Origin of the sequence: Bacillus sanguinis, from assembly GCF_018332475.1 — a bacterium.
Taxonomy (GTDB): Bacteria; Bacillota; Bacilli; order Bacillales; family Bacillaceae_G; genus Bacillus_A; species Bacillus_A sanguinis.
In genome coordinates, this window is sequence record NZ_BOQB01000081.1 from 1 (window position 1) to 14,401 (window position 14,401).

Genomic DNA, 14,401 nt, shown 5'->3' on the forward strand with positions numbered 1-14,401 from the left:
TCATGACAAGTAAAATAAAGCCAGCTGAAGTGTGAAATAAACGCCTTTTTAAATAAAAATTGAATAATGCCTTGCATATTAAAAACAAATTCTAAAATGAATAAGTTAGACAGTAAGAAAACAAAAATCGTTTTTAAATGGTGGAAGAAGTGGATAGATATATTTTTGAATAAATGAATACAAAGTATATAACTTGATGAAAGGCCTTTGCCATATGCAACCTCTACGTAATGTTTTCCATGTTCTTCTTTTATGTATAACACCATCATTCGAAACATTTGTAAAGTAGGTAAAACAGATAAAGATAAAATAGGGAGTAAATAAGCTCGATTTTCATTAAAAGAAATAATGGTAAAAGGAGCTTCCCCGAATTTCTGAAGTACCCATATGAAAAATATTTGCAAACAAATCATCATCATCATATCGGGGACAGCTTCTAATATGAACACAATTCGGTTTATCCATTTTTTTATATAATCTTTTGCCAAAAAATAAAAAAATGCCATGCTAGATGATAAAAAGAGCGCAAGCAAAAAGGCTAAAAATAATATAGTAAATGAATATAGATAAGGTTCTAAAACAGTTGGAAATAATGGTGTTGTTTTTAAATGACCAAACTTTGGGTCTGATCCTATAACCAACAATGATTCAGGGGAGAAAATCTGTTTTAACATAGTAACGATCTGGTCAAAAAAATAAATTGGTTGAAAGGTAAATCCTTGTTGAGTGATAAATAAATAAGGTAAATTTAATAATAGTAACAGTGATAAAAGAATGGATGAAAGCTTCATTGTGAATTGAGATATTTTATGTAACATTAAATCCCTCCGACATCTTTTTACAACATTATACAATAAATTCAATGTTACTGTCTTATTTTTCTGAAAAATAAGAAATTAATTGGATTTTATAATTTTAATACGGAATATATATTTATACGGTAAAAAGGTTATAGTAAGGAGCCAGTCCCTATGTCCATCAAGCAAAATGTACAGTATTTCCATTTTCGAGGCATTTACTTTTCTTCAGTTGATGGGTATTTGGTGCTATTCCATTGCTAATAAGTTAATAGAACTAAGTTTTCTTAAAATAAAAACCACCGAAATATAGAAGTGATTTTGAACGTAAGGAATTTGTAAGGAAGGAGTAAGAAAAAAGAGATTTTCAATGTGTATGATCAAAATATAGAGAAGAACGAGAGGGGGAATAGTTACTATATATTTTTATAAAAACAAATTAATAAAACTCTATGGAAGAAAAAGAAGAAATTATAGAAATTAACAAACATCTGAAGAAGAAGGATTAATCATTTATTAGCTCAGAGAGTTGCTTGTGGAAATAATAGATCTATAGATGATTGCAAATTCAGTGTTGACTTTTATCATTGGGAGAGTTGATAGCTATGTGGTTAGCATATGACATACCTATCAACCATCAATACAATTTTAATAGAAGAGAGGAATTCTTTATGAAAACACGCAGTAAAATTACATGTGCAAGTCTAGCACTTTTAATAGCTGGTAGTTCCCTGTTATACATAACACCAACATCAATTGTAAAAGCAGAATCTACGCAAAATGTATCTAGTTCGTTACAAACAAGTACGCAAAGCGATCGTACTTCCGTTAAGAAAGCAATACGGGATGCACTACAACTTGGATACCCGGGAATACTCGCTAACATTTCTAAGGGTGGTAAAACTTGGAGTTATACCGCTGGGGTAGCAGATGTGAGAACCAAGAAACCAATGAAAGCAGATTTTCGCTTTCGTATTGGCAGTGTAACGAAAACGTTCATTGCAACAGTTCTACTTCAATTATCTGGAGAGAACCGTTTGAATCTAGATGACTCCATTGAAAAATGGTTGCCTGGTGTCATTCAAGGAAACGGATATGATGGTAACCAGATTACGATCCGGCAAATATTGAATCATACAAGTGGTATTGCTGACTATATAAATTCAAAAGACTTTGATATTACGGATATAAAAAAATCGTATACGGCTGAAGAATTTGTAAACATGGGGATTTCTCTTCCCCCAGACTTTGCTCCAGGGAAGGGTTGGTCTTATTCAAATACAGGATACGTAATACTAGGAATCCTTATTGAAAAAGTAACAGGAAACAGCTATGCGGAAGAGGTTGAAAATCGGATTATTGAACCGCTTGATTTATCAAATACATTCCTACCTGGCAATTCAAGCGTAATTCCAGGCACCAAACATGCCCGTGGCTATTTGCAACTAGACGGAGCAAGTGAGCTAAAAGACGTTACTTATATTAACCCAGGTAGCTCGGATGGAGATATGATTTCCACTGCTGACGACTTAAACAAATTCTTCTCTTACTTACTCAGTGGCAAATTACTGAAGGAACAGCAACTAAAAGAAATGCTTACTACAGTTCCTACAGAAAGAGAAGGAACTGGATATGGTCTTGGAATACTTGAAATTAAGCTTCCAAATGGTGTCTCGGTATGGGGACACAGGGGGGGCGTTCCAGGGTTTTCCACTTTTGTTGGTGGAACACTTGGAGGCAAGCATACATTGGCCGTCAATCTGAACAGCTTTAACTTTAGTAATCCTGATCCTTTTACAAGTATTTTACTTGCTGAATTTAGGAAGTAGGCAAAAAGGAAAAACGGATAAGTTTTGTCATAGTTTTATAGTTTAAAATATACCATTTTGGTGCAAAAAAACAACTTGCTCTAAAAAAATTAATACTCGTAATTAAGTATAAAAGAACGCTATCGTTTTAAGTAAGTATTTCAGGAGGGTTTTATGAAAAAGAAAATGATTACTGCACTTGGTGTTTCTGCTATAATATTGACTAATTTTGTAGGAAGTACTTATGCAGACTCGAAAACAGGAGTTTCTGTTACAGCTTCCTACAAGAAAAATCAAATAGCGGAATGGTTAGAAATGCATGCGAAGCCTTTAAAAACAACGAATCCAAATGCATCTGTTGATGATTTAAAACCACTTAAGAATATGGTAGGTTCAGCTTCAATTGTAGGTTTAGGTGAAGCTACGCATGGGGCTCATGAAGTTTTTACGATGAAAAACCGTATTGTGAATTATTTAGTATCTGAAAAGGGCTTTACCAACCTAGTTTTAGAAGAGGGGTGGGACAGAGCTTTAGAACTTGATCGATATGTTCTTACTGGTAAGGGAAATCCAAGCCAATATCTATCACCTATATTTAAGACGAAAGAAATGTTAGATTTACTTGATTGGATTCGGCAATATAATGCTAATCCAAAACATAAATCTAAAGTGCGTATCATTGGGATGGACATTCAATCAGTAAATGAGAATGTTTATAATAATATAATAGAATATATTAAAAGAACCAATTCAAAACTTGTGCCGAGGGTAGAAGAGAAGATAAAAGGTCTTATTCCTGTAACAAAGGATATGAATACTTTTGAAAGCCTTACGAAAGAAGAAAAAGAAAAGTATATTTCAGATGCTAAACAAATTAGTGATTTATTAGAGGAAAATAAAAGTAATTTAAATGGGAAATCTAAAGAGTTCGCATGGATAAAACAAAATGCTCGTATTATTGAACAGTTTACTACAATGTTAGCGTCACCTCCTGATAAACCATCTGATTTATATTTGAAACATGATATTGCAATGTATGAAAATGCGAAGTGGACTGAAGAACATTTAGGAAAAACAATTGTATGGGGACATAATGGACACGTTTCGAAAACAAATATGCTTCCTTTTGTATACCCTAAAGTAGCTGGGCAGTATTTAGCAGAGTATTATGGAAAACGGTACGTATCTATTGGAACGTCAGTTTATGAAGGACAATACAATGTCAAGAATAGCGATGGTGAATTTGGCCCATATGGAATATTAAAATCGGATGATCCAAACAGTTATAACTACATCTTTGGCCAAGTTAAAAAAGATCAATTTTTTATTGATTTACGTAAGGCAAACGGCGTGACAAAAACCTGGTTAAACGAACAACATCCAATTTTCGCTGGAATAGCTACCGAAGGGCCTGATATACCAAAAACAGTTGATATATCATTAGGTAAAGCGTTTGATATACTTGTTCAAATTCAAAAAGTGAGTCCATCTCAGCTACATCAATAAATTTAGAATAATGTGCCTTAATGAAGTGTAGTGTCAATATAGTTGTTTGAAAATATCATTTAGATTATTTTCATTAAAGAATTATTAAATGGAATAAATGTTTTCAAATTAGAGACGATGTAGGATAGAAGCACAGTATTATCAAGTTAACAAAATAAAATTCTAACTAAAATGAAAAAAACGCTATTCTTTCCATAGAATCATAGGAAAGGATGGCGTTTTTTATTTAATCTATTATTACAATTTGCTCAAGGAATCTAAAACTTTTTCTCCCCTAACACCTTACGCAATCTTGCTAAAAATTTTGAGTTTCTACAATAAACCACATATCCATTAAGCTAAAGAACAAGTTAATTAAAAACTAGAAAAAGAGTGTGTTTCGAAACGGATATTATGTAACTTTACTGAACGGAAAAGCTACATATAGTATATAAATGAAATGGAATGAGGGGATATATTTTTTGTCATGAAAAAATTTTTCTTTATAAAACTTGATTAATGAAAAAATATTTTATATACTAATTCATGTAAACGGTTTACTAGATCGTATTTTGCTAGAAATGAAGGGAAGGTTCGCATGGAAACAAGGGGGAGAGTAATCGGGATTGATATCGGTACCACAAGTACAAAAACGGTTGTGTTCACAGAAAAAGGAAAAGTCGTTGCATCACATGCAGTAGATTATCCAATTATTCAACCGAACGTCGGATGGGCTGAGCAAGATCCTGATGTAATATGTGCTGCTGTATATAAAACTGTAAGCGTTGCCATCGAAAAAGGTAACGTGTTACCAGAAGATATTTCTTCAATTGGTATTAGTTCTGCAATGCACGCATTAATTGCCGTAGATGAATACGATGCGCCGTTAACGCGCTCTATTATTTGGGCAGATAATCGAAGTACGAAACAGTCAGAAAAATTATTACAACATATGAATGGTCATGAAATTTATAGACGAACGGGTACACCAATTCATCCGATGTCGCCACTTTCTAAATTATTGTGGATGAAAGAGGAAGAGCCAGAATTATATACGAGCGCTTATAAATTTATTTCCATTAAAGAGTATGTTATTTATCAATTGTTTTCACGTTACGTAGTGGATTATTCGATAGCATCGGCTACAGGGTTATTCAATTTAGAAACGCTAAATTGGGATGTTGATGTGTTGGAAATGTTAAATATTTCTTCAGAAAAATTATCAACTCCAGTACCAACTACATATATTTTATCGGGTATGAAACGAGAATTAGCACAAAAGATGGGTATTCGTGAAGATACTCCAGTTGTTATTGGTGCAAGTGATGGTGTTCTTGCGAATGTAGGAGTTGGGGCAATATCTCCTGGTTCAGCTGCAATTACGATTGGAACAAGTGGTGCAGTTCGAACAATTTCATCAAGTGTTAATACAGATGAAAAAGGAAGAACGTTTTGTTACGCATTAACAGACGAGCACTGGGTAATCGGCGGTCCAACGAATAACGGCGGAATATTACTGAGATGGTTACGTGATGAATTTGGTAGCCCGGAGCAAGAAGTTGCAAGGAAGCTTGGCATTGATCCATATGATTTATTAATTAAATATGCGGAAAGTGTACCAGCTGGAGCAGGTGGATTGCTATTTTTACCGTTTTTATCTGGAGAACGTGCACCGTACTGGAATGCAAATGCTCGGGGCACATTCTTTGGAATAAACCTTCAACATAAACGAGAACATTTTATACGTGCAGTCATGGAAGGGGTTTGTATGAGCGTCTATTCTGTAGCACTTGCAATCAGGGATTGTACAGGGCCACTTACTGAAATACGCGTTTCAGGAGGATTTGCGAAATCTGCATTTTGGAGACAAATGTTATCCGATATGATGGGGAAAGAATTGCTTGTTCCTGAAAGCCATGAAGCATCTGCGCTTGGGGCAGCGGCAGTTGCTTTATATGCTGTAGGAAAAATTGATTCTCTTGAAGAGGTTAAGGATTGGATTGATATTGTTCATCACCACGTACCGAATAAAGAAAATACGGCTATATATTTAGAAATGTTTTATATGTATGAACGACTATACAATCGTTTGAAAGAAGAATTTGATTGTATAGCTGCTTTCCAACGTAAATAATAGGGGGATTGGGAGAAATGGTAGTTGGAATCGTACTAGCGGCAGTTGTCATACTACTTTTACTTATTACGGTAGTAAAATGGCATCCGTTTGTCGCGTTAATTTTAACAGCAATTGGTGTAGGGCTAGCAATGGGAATGCCCTTGATTGGAACTTCACCAAAAGATCCAGGGATTATCGATTCTATTAAACTAGGGCTTGGTAATACGTTAGGGTTTTTAGCGATAGTTTTAGCATTAGGAACGATGCTTGGAAAAATGATGGCTGAATCTGGCGGTGCTGAACGAATTGCTAACACATTAATTGGTCGTTTTGGGAAGAAACGTGTTCACTGGGCAATGATGTTCGTTGCATTTTTAGTAGGAATTCCGGTGTTTTTCCAAGTTGGATTTGTACTACTAATTCCATTAGTATTTACAATTGCGTTAGAAACAGGGGTATCACTTATTACAATCGGTATTCCACTAGTAGCAGGACTATCCGTTGTGCACGGACTCGTTCCGCCGCATCCAGCAGCAATGGCAGCGGTAGGTATTTTTAAAGCAGATGTAGGGAAGACAATTTTATATGCATTAATCGTCGGACTTCCAACTGCAATCATTTCAGGTCCGCTTTACGGGAAATGGATCGGTGCTCGTATACATAAAGAAGTACCTTTAGATATAGCGGAGCAATTCATTGAAAGAGATAAGAAGAAAGAACTTCCTAGTTTCGGAAATACATTGTTTACTATTTTACTTCCAGTATTTCTAATGCTAGGTGCATCGATTGCGGAAGTAGCACTAAACAAAACAAGTCAACTTGCGCAAGTATTGCACTTTATTGGAGATCCAATCGTCGCATTATTAATTGCAACGATATATTCTTTCTTTAGTCTTGGTTATGCAAAAGGTTTCTCAAAAGATAAAGTATTACAATTTACAAATGATTGCTTAGGGCCGATTGCGAACATACTGTTAGTTATCGGTGCAGGCGGCGCATTCAATAAGGTATTGTTAGATTCTGGAATTGGGACAACGATTGCAGAAATGGCGAAAGAATCTCATATTTCACCGATATTATTAGGTTGGGGAATTGCGGCACTTATCCGAATAGCGACGGGATCTGCTACAGTTTCTATGATGACAGCGGCTGGAATTGTAGCACCAATTGCAGCAAGTACACCAGGTGTAAACGTTGAATTATTAGCACTTGCAACAGGTGCAGGATCATTAATTTTATCACATGTAAATGATTCTGGATTTTGGATGATTAAAGAGTATTTCGGAATGACTGTGAAAGAAACATTATTAACATGGACTGCAATGGAAACAATATTATCTGTTGTAGCACTTGGACTAATTTCGCTATTAAATATATTTGTATAGAATGGGAGATTGATTAATATGAAACTAGGTTTAATTGGATTAGGAAAAATGGGATTCCCATTAGCAGAACATTTATATGAAGACAAGCATGAAGTAGTTGTATATGACGTAAATAAAGAACTTGTTGAAAAAGCAGGGGCTTTAGGGATTACTGCTCGTCATACATTAAAAGAAATGATCGCTGAACTAGAAGCTCCTCGTACAATTTGGGTAATGGTACCTGCGGGAGAAGTTGTTGAATCGGTATTAAAAGATGTATATCCATTATTAGAGGAAGGCGATATCGTTATTGAAGGTGGGAATTCATTCTATAAAGATACGTTACGCCGTGCGGAAGAAGCGAAAAGCTTTGGTTTACATTACGTAGATATCGGAACATCAGGCGGTGTAGAAGGAGCAAGATACGGTGCTTGCTTAATGGTTGGTGGAGAAAAAGAAATTTACGATCAATTAGAACCTTTATTTAAAGATTTAGCAGTAGAGAATGGTTATTCTTATGCTGGTCGCGTTGGTAGTGGTCATTTCTTAAAAATGGTTCATAACGGTATTGAATACGGAATGATGCAAGCAATCGCTGAAGGATTTGAAGTATTAGATAAAAGTGATTTTGATTTCAATTATGAAGATGTTGCAAAAGTATGGGCAAATGGATCAGTTATCCGCGGTTGGTTAATGGACTTAACTGAAAAGGCATTTGCAGATGATCCAAAACTAGATGGTATTAAAGGTGTAATGAACTCTTCAGGAGAAGGGAAATGGACTGTGGAAACCGCACTTGAACTTCAAGCGGCAGCACCAGTAATCGCAATGTCATTATTTATGCGCTACCGTTCTCAAGAAGATGATACATTCCACGGAAAAGTAGTTTCAGCTCTTCGTAATCAGTTCGGTGGACATGAAGTTGTAAAAAAATAGGGAATGATTTTGAAAAGAAACTTGTGTATAAGCGCAAGTTTCTTTTTTTATAGTTTAAGAAATCGCTAATTTAAAAGTACCATTCAATCATTGTGTATTTGTACGGATTGTATCAAATATATTGTGAAGCATGAAAGATGTCCTGACATAAAAGTAAGAATAAATAAAATGAAGTTTTCATAAATAGTAAAAGGATGATTATGTCATCAGTGTAGCTATGAAGTGGTGTTACATATGAAAAGAGCGTGTTAATAAAATATGAGGTGGTTAAATGGGAAATGAGAAAGTGAAGAATGCAGGGGAAGAAAAAAAGTTATGTCTTTGTATGATTGTTAAGAACGAGTCTAGAATTATGGAAAGATGTTTAAATGCAACAAAATCAATTGTAGATTATGTTTCTATTTGTGATACGGGATCAACTGATGGTACACCTGAAATTATTGAAAATTGGTGTAAAGAAAATGATATCCCTGGAACAGTTCATCATGAACCATTTAAAAATTTTGGTTATAACAGAAGTTTAGCTGTTTCATTGGCACAACAAACATATCCAGAAGCAGATTATTTATTAATATTAGATGCAGATATGATATTAGAAGTTGATCCGGAGTTTGATAAGACTAGTTTAACGGAAGACCATTATCTTACATTGCAATATGATATTCATATTAAGTATTGGCTTACACGCCTTTTGAAAGCTTCTTTACCATGGAAATCTGTCGGTGTTACTCATGAGTATTGGGATATAGATCGTTCCAAAGTTGGTGCGAATTACAATACGAGAGTAGCAAGGTTAGAGACTCTTGTCGTTAACGACCCTGGGGATGGTGGGAGTAAAGCTGATAAATTTGAGAGAGATGAGAGGTTGTTGTTGGAAGGGATTAATGATCCAGAAACAACACCAGATTTGCATATAAGATATTTATTTTATTTAGCCCAAACTTATTTTCATTTAAGTCAATTTGAAGATTCGATTAAATGGTACAAAAAAAGAGTGGACGCAGGGGGATGGGTTGAAGAAGTTTTCTATTCGTTATTGCGAATAGGGTTTTGTTATGAACAACTAGCAAACCGTTCAGCAAATAAACAACATGAGGTAACAGAAGCGGATGAAAAAGAAAATGCTAAGACGCAAGAAGAGCAGTTTACAGCATTAGCTATTCTTTATTTTCAAAAAGCGTGGGAATATCGACCAACTCGGGCTGAGCCATTATATCAACTTGCAAGAATGTATCGATTAAAATCTCAAAATAATATTGCTTTGATGTATGCTCTGCAAGGGAAGGAAGTTCCTTTTCCAAATAATGATCTTCTATTTGTAGATTATCATGTGTATGATTACTTATTTGACTATGAGATCTCTATAAGTGCTTTTTATATACCACATAAAAAACATTTAGGTGCAGTATCACAAAAAATTTTGGAATCGAAAAAAGAAGAGCTACCGTTGCATATAGCAAATATGGTAGAAAGTAATGCGAAATTTTATTAAATACAATTTCGGTTAAAGGAGTAGTGGAGTAATAATGGAATTAATACGATGGGCGCTAGAACTAGGGGAATCTGTGCATGGAAATACGTATGAAGAATTGATGCCACTACTAGATTATTATTATGATCGAGATCATTTAAAAGCGTATTGTATCGCAAATCTTCTTTTAGACATGGATGTAGCAGATGAGCATCGGCAAAAAATTGAATTAAGAAGGTGCATTGCTGCTTATTATGCTGGAATGTATAAAGTAGCAAAAAAACATGCAAGTGAGCTTTTACTTAAATATCCGGATGTGGATTTATATAAAAACAATTTAAGACTAATGGAAGCTTATTTGAATAAGGAATATGATTATTGTCTTTTTATATGCCCAAAGACGTATGGTAGTTTTATAGATGTCGCGCGAGCTTTGAAATGGCGATTGGAGCAGGAGGGAAATACAGCAATTATATCAGAAACAATACTAGAAAATGTGAAAAATACAATTGTTTTTGGAGCGCATACATATGCACATAACCCGAATTTACTTCCGAAAAATGCAATTATTTATAATTTAGAACAGCTATATGAAGGAAGTCCTTATGCGCATCCCCTTTATTTAATGTTATTAAAAGATAAGGAAATTTGGGATTATAGTAAACAAAATATAGAATGGTTAAAACAAAAAGGAGTAGGAAAAGAAATAAAACATGTGGAAATGAACTATGCCCCAACTCTAGAAATAAAAAAAGATGCATTTGATGAAGAGTTAAATGAAGACATTGATATTCTATTTATAGGTGCTCTTAATCCAAGGCGGCAAGCTATTTTAGATCAATTAAAAGCAGTTGCCCCGCATTTAAATATTGTTTTTAAAAATAATGCGTGGGGAATTGTTAGAAATGAGTTGATTGCTAGGTCTAAAATTATATTGAATATTCATTTTTATTTATCAGGCATTCTTGAAACACCTCGAGTTTCTTATGCAGTGGCAAATAAAAAATTTATTATTTCGGAAAATAGTAATCCAGAGGACGAGATAGAGTGGCCAGGAATTGTGTTTACTCCGTATGAAAAAATAATAGAAAATATTATGAAATATGTAGCCTTACCAGAAGAACGTATCAAACTAGCAGAAAAAGCATATAACCATTTTGAAGCGAAAGGAAGCGTAGAGATACTGAGCAGTAAAGAGGAAGAAAAGTAATTGTGAAGAACTCATACTTTCGTATGAGTTCTTTTTTACTTCTATCATACTATTTTATCAAGCTAGTTCCCTCTTTATATTGTGTTTTGTATAGAAATTTCTGATAATATATAAGTATAACTGGAAAACAAAGGAGAGAAATAATTATGAAACTAGTCGTTATTAATGGTACACCAAGAAAATTCGGTAGAACTCGTGTAGTGGCAAAATATATTGCTGATCAATTTGAAGGAGAGTTATACGATTTATCAGTAGAGGAACTGCCTTTATATAATGGGGAGGAATCACAACGTGAATTAGAAGCGGTAAAAAAATTAAAGACGTTAGTGAAAACTGCAGACGGTGTAGTACTATGTACACCTGAATATCATAATGCAATGAGTGGGGCGCTGAAAAATTCGTTAGATTACTTAAGTAGTAGTGAATTTGTACATAAACCTGTCGCATTGCTTGCAGTTGCTGGAGGCGGTAAAGGTGGAATTAACGCATTAAACAGTATGCGCATTGTAGCTAGAGGGGTATACGCAAATGCAATCCCAAAACAAGTTGTGCTTGATGGACTTCATGTACAAGACGGTGAACTGGGAGAAGATGCAAAACCATTAATTCATGATTTAGTTAAAGAATTAAAAGCGTATATGGGCGTATATAAAGAGGTGAAAAAACAACTAGGAGTGGAGTGATATGACATCTCTGTATAAAGATTCACGCTTGTATTTCATTCTAGGGGCCAATAGTCTATCAGCTATTGGTTCCGGAATTGTTATGATAACGATTCCGTGGTTATTAATTAAAGAGAATGGAGGAGAGACAACGTTTGGTTATGTTTCCATCATCGCAACTCTTATTATGTTTTTATTAACACCTTTTATCGGGCAAAGTATTGATCGTTTTTCCAGAAAATCTTTATTACTATGTAATGAAGGTATTGGGATAATCGTTATAGGAATGATGGCTATATGGGGATTTACCGGGCAACCTTATCATTCTATTCACTATATTCTTATATATATAGCAGGGTCATTTTACTATTTATTATTTTACCCTACAATATTTGCGTTCAACCAAGAGATATTTCAAGCAGAACATTATAAAAGTTTAAGTGGAACGATGGAAATACAAGGACAGTTAACGCAAGTTATATCAGGAGCTGCTGCTAGCTTCCTTATTGAAATTATTTCTTTAAAATGGATTTTGTTAGTAGATATGTTAACTTTTGTAGGAGCATTCGTCCTTTTTTTATGTATACCGTACGTAAAGAAAAAGGAAGTGAAAAGGAAAGTAACATTTAAGAAGCAATTGTTTGAAGGGATTCACTTCATGCAAAAGCGTCCGAAGTTCTTTTGGTTTTTACTTGCGACTTATATGCCGTTTATCGGTGTTATGATGGCAAATTATTTAATACCAGTTTATATTTCGGATATACTTAAAGCTAATGCCTCTGTATACGCAATAGAGGGGATGATGTACGGTGTTGGAGCGGTTGTTGCAGGAATCTGTATTCCACTCATCATGAAATATGTCAAAACAGAAGTTTCAATCGTTATGACGATGTGCATTTATGTAATTTCAATTACCGCAATGATTATTGAACCATCCGTATTATTTTTATATGGACTAGCGATTTTTCATGCGATTGGAAATGCGGGGACAAGGGTGGCGAGAAATGTATTAATGATGGAGGAAATTCCAAACGAAGTAATGGGACGTGTAGACAGCCTATTCCGATTAATTGGTACAGGAATACGCATTGTATTATTAATGCTGTTTACAGCGGGTGTATCTAAAGCTGGAGTAATGCTGCCGTTTTACGTATTAAGCTGTATATTGATCTTCTCATTAGGAATCGCTATTTATTATGTACTATCACAACGTAAAGTAAGAACGAACGTTTCTAATAAATCAATCATATAAAAAGTACTTCTGCCTTCCTATCTTTTTCTATCATTCCTTTCGAGAGGACCCCCACCTCTAAACGTAAGTGAAGGTGGTGAGGTGAATCGAAAGAAATATTTTATTTTCGAGAAAAAACGAAAACGTATGTTCTTTTTGCTATAATATCCTTAACAAGGAGGTGAATAAAATGACAAAGGAAAATCCATCAAACTATAAAACTCTTCAAATTTGGATTAAAAAAGGGCATCGTATGTATTCTTATTTTCAAGAATGTTGTCATAACGCTAAGAATATGTACAACACCACAAACTTTTATATACGCCAGGTGTACACTGGATTAACACAAGAAAAAGAGTTGCAGCCTTTGCAAAAAGAAGTTCTGGATCATATTCATAAAAATATTGGTAAGATGAATGAAGCACAACTTCTTGCCTATCAGAAGAAATTGGAAAAAGGGAAATTAAAGCCTAAAGAAGAACAGAAAGAGATTACATGTAATTTGTTTTCAGAACCTAATTTTGAAAAAACTTATGTAGATTACAACTTTCTAGATGCACTATTTAAGGCTATGATTCAAAATGATTATCGAGCTTTGCCTACGCAATGTAGCCAGTCAATCATGAAAGGTTTGTTCCAAAATTGGAAATCTTTTTTTGCTAGTTTAAAAGACTATAAAAAGAATCCAAACAAATATGCTGGACCGCCTAGAATTCCAAAGTATATTCGTTCTTCTGAAAAAGAGATTCTGTATACAAACCAAGATTGCATCATTAAAAACGGTAGATTTTTAAAGTTTCCAAAGACGAAATTGCAATTAAATATTGGGAAACTAGGTTTTACTGAAGGTAAACTGAAACAAGTTCGTGTGATTCCAAAATACAATGAATATGTAGTGGAATTGGTAATGGATGTTCCTTCTGAACAACAAATGATTGAAGAGAATGCTCGTTATATGAGTATTGATTTAGGGATTGATAACCTTACAACCATCGTAACAAACACAGGTATGAAACCTGTCCTTGTTAAGGGCAAACATGTCAAAAGCATAAATCAATATTACAATAAAATGAAGAGTCATTTTACAAGTATTCTTAGAAATGGAAAACAAACGAATGAAGAACCTTTTACTTCTAAAAGGATAGAAAAACTTCATCAAAAACGTTACTTGAAAATAAAAGACGTCTTCCATAAAGTTAGTCACCATATCGTAAAACTAGCTCAAGAAGAAGAAGTTTGTAAAATCGTTATTGGTCAAAACAAAAGTTGGAAACAAGAAACGAATATGGGAAAAAGAAATAGCCAATCGTTTTGTCATATC

At 34.3% G+C, this 14,401-nt stretch carries 10 protein-coding genes and 1 pseudogene; 10 read left to right on the top strand and 1 reads right to left on the bottom strand.

Going from position 1 to position 14,401, the window contains the following annotated elements; genetic code table 11:
- A pseudogene (locus tag KI369_RS10710) lies at positions 1 to 818 on the bottom strand (ABC transporter permease subunit); the annotation flags it as partial.
- A gap of 650 nt (positions 819 to 1,468) precedes the next feature.
- Between KI369_RS10710 and KI369_RS10715 the strand changes: the two are divergent.
- The 10 genes from KI369_RS10715 to KI369_RS10760 form a co-directional block, all read left to right on the top strand.
- Positions 1,469 to 2,626 (top strand): serine hydrolase domain-containing protein, encoded by a 1,158-nt coding sequence (locus tag KI369_RS10715; RefSeq protein ID WP_212955931.1) that lies wholly within the window; start codon positions 1,469 to 1,471, stop codon positions 2,624 to 2,626.
- Between the two features lie 153 nt (positions 2,627 to 2,779).
- Positions 2,780 to 4,111 carry an erythromycin esterase family protein gene (locus tag KI369_RS10720; protein ID WP_212955932.1) on the top strand — a complete coding sequence of 444 codons (1,332 nt, stop codon included), beginning with the start codon at positions 2,780 to 2,782 and terminating at the stop codon, positions 4,109 to 4,111.
- Positions 4,112 to 4,688: 577 nt separating this feature from the next.
- Positions 4,689 to 6,224, top strand: a complete 1,536-nt coding sequence (gntK, locus tag KI369_RS10725; RefSeq protein WP_212955933.1) for a gluconokinase — start codon at positions 4,689 to 4,691, stop codon at positions 6,222 to 6,224.
- Positions 6,225 to 6,241: 17 nt separating this feature from the next.
- Positions 6,242 to 7,591: a GntP family permease gene (locus KI369_RS10730; protein ID WP_212955934.1), complete on the top strand. Its 1,350-nt coding sequence runs from the start codon at positions 6,242 to 6,244 to the stop codon at positions 7,589 to 7,591.
- An 18-nt stretch (positions 7,592 to 7,609) separates the two neighbouring features.
- On the top strand, positions 7,610 to 8,506 hold the full coding sequence (gene gnd / locus KI369_RS10735; RefSeq protein ID WP_000765992.1) for a phosphogluconate dehydrogenase (NAD(+)-dependent, decarboxylating): 897 nt from the start codon (positions 7,610 to 7,612) through the stop codon (positions 8,504 to 8,506).
- Positions 8,507 to 8,777: 271 nt separating this feature from the next.
- The gene (locus KI369_RS10740; protein WP_212955935.1) at positions 8,778 to 9,998 is read left to right on the top strand and encodes a tetratricopeptide repeat-containing glycosyltransferase; all 1,221 of its coding nucleotides are present in this window, start codon (positions 8,778 to 8,780) and stop codon (positions 9,996 to 9,998) included.
- Between the two features lie 34 nt (positions 9,999 to 10,032).
- The gene (locus KI369_RS10745; RefSeq protein ID WP_212955936.1) at positions 10,033 to 11,187 is read left to right on the top strand and encodes a CgeB family protein; all 1,155 of its coding nucleotides are present in this window, start codon (positions 10,033 to 10,035) and stop codon (positions 11,185 to 11,187) included.
- A 146-nt stretch (positions 11,188 to 11,333) separates the two neighbouring features.
- Positions 11,334 to 11,870 carry an NADPH-dependent FMN reductase gene (locus KI369_RS10750; protein ID WP_212955937.1) on the top strand — a complete coding sequence of 179 codons (537 nt, stop codon included), beginning with the start codon at positions 11,334 to 11,336 and terminating at the stop codon, positions 11,868 to 11,870.
- A 1-nt stretch (position 11,871) separates the two neighbouring features.
- Positions 11,872 to 13,101, top strand: a complete 1,230-nt coding sequence (locus KI369_RS10755) for an MFS transporter (protein WP_212955938.1) — start codon at positions 11,872 to 11,874, stop codon at positions 13,099 to 13,101.
- A 169-nt stretch (positions 13,102 to 13,270) separates the two neighbouring features.
- Positions 13,271 to 14,401, top strand: a 1,131-nt coding sequence (locus KI369_RS10760) for an RNA-guided endonuclease InsQ/TnpB family protein (RefSeq protein ID WP_212955939.1), incomplete at its 3' end; no start/stop codon positions are given.

Coding starts and splice junctions, on each gene's coding strand:
- gntK (WP_212955933.1), top strand. CDS start 4,689: ATGGAAACAAGGGGGAGAGTAATCGGGATTGATATCGGTACCACAAGT.
- KI369_RS10730 (WP_212955934.1), top strand. CDS start 6,242: ATGGTAGTTGGAATCGTACTAGCGGCAGTTGTCATACTACTTTTACTT.
- KI369_RS10755 (WP_212955938.1), top strand. CDS start 11,872: ATGACATCTCTGTATAAAGATTCACGCTTGTATTTCATTCTAGGGGCC.
- KI369_RS10715 (WP_212955931.1), top strand. CDS start 1,469: ATGAAAACACGCAGTAAAATTACATGTGCAAGTCTAGCACTTTTAATA.
- gnd (WP_000765992.1), top strand. CDS start 7,610: ATGAAACTAGGTTTAATTGGATTAGGAAAAATGGGATTCCCATTAGCA.
- KI369_RS10720 (WP_212955932.1), top strand. CDS start 2,780: ATGAAAAAGAAAATGATTACTGCACTTGGTGTTTCTGCTATAATATTG.
- KI369_RS10745 (WP_212955936.1), top strand. CDS start 10,033: ATGGAATTAATACGATGGGCGCTAGAACTAGGGGAATCTGTGCATGGA.
- KI369_RS10740 (WP_212955935.1), top strand. CDS start 8,778: ATGGGAAATGAGAAAGTGAAGAATGCAGGGGAAGAAAAAAAGTTATGT.
- KI369_RS10750 (WP_212955937.1), top strand. CDS start 11,334: ATGAAACTAGTCGTTATTAATGGTACACCAAGAAAATTCGGTAGAACT.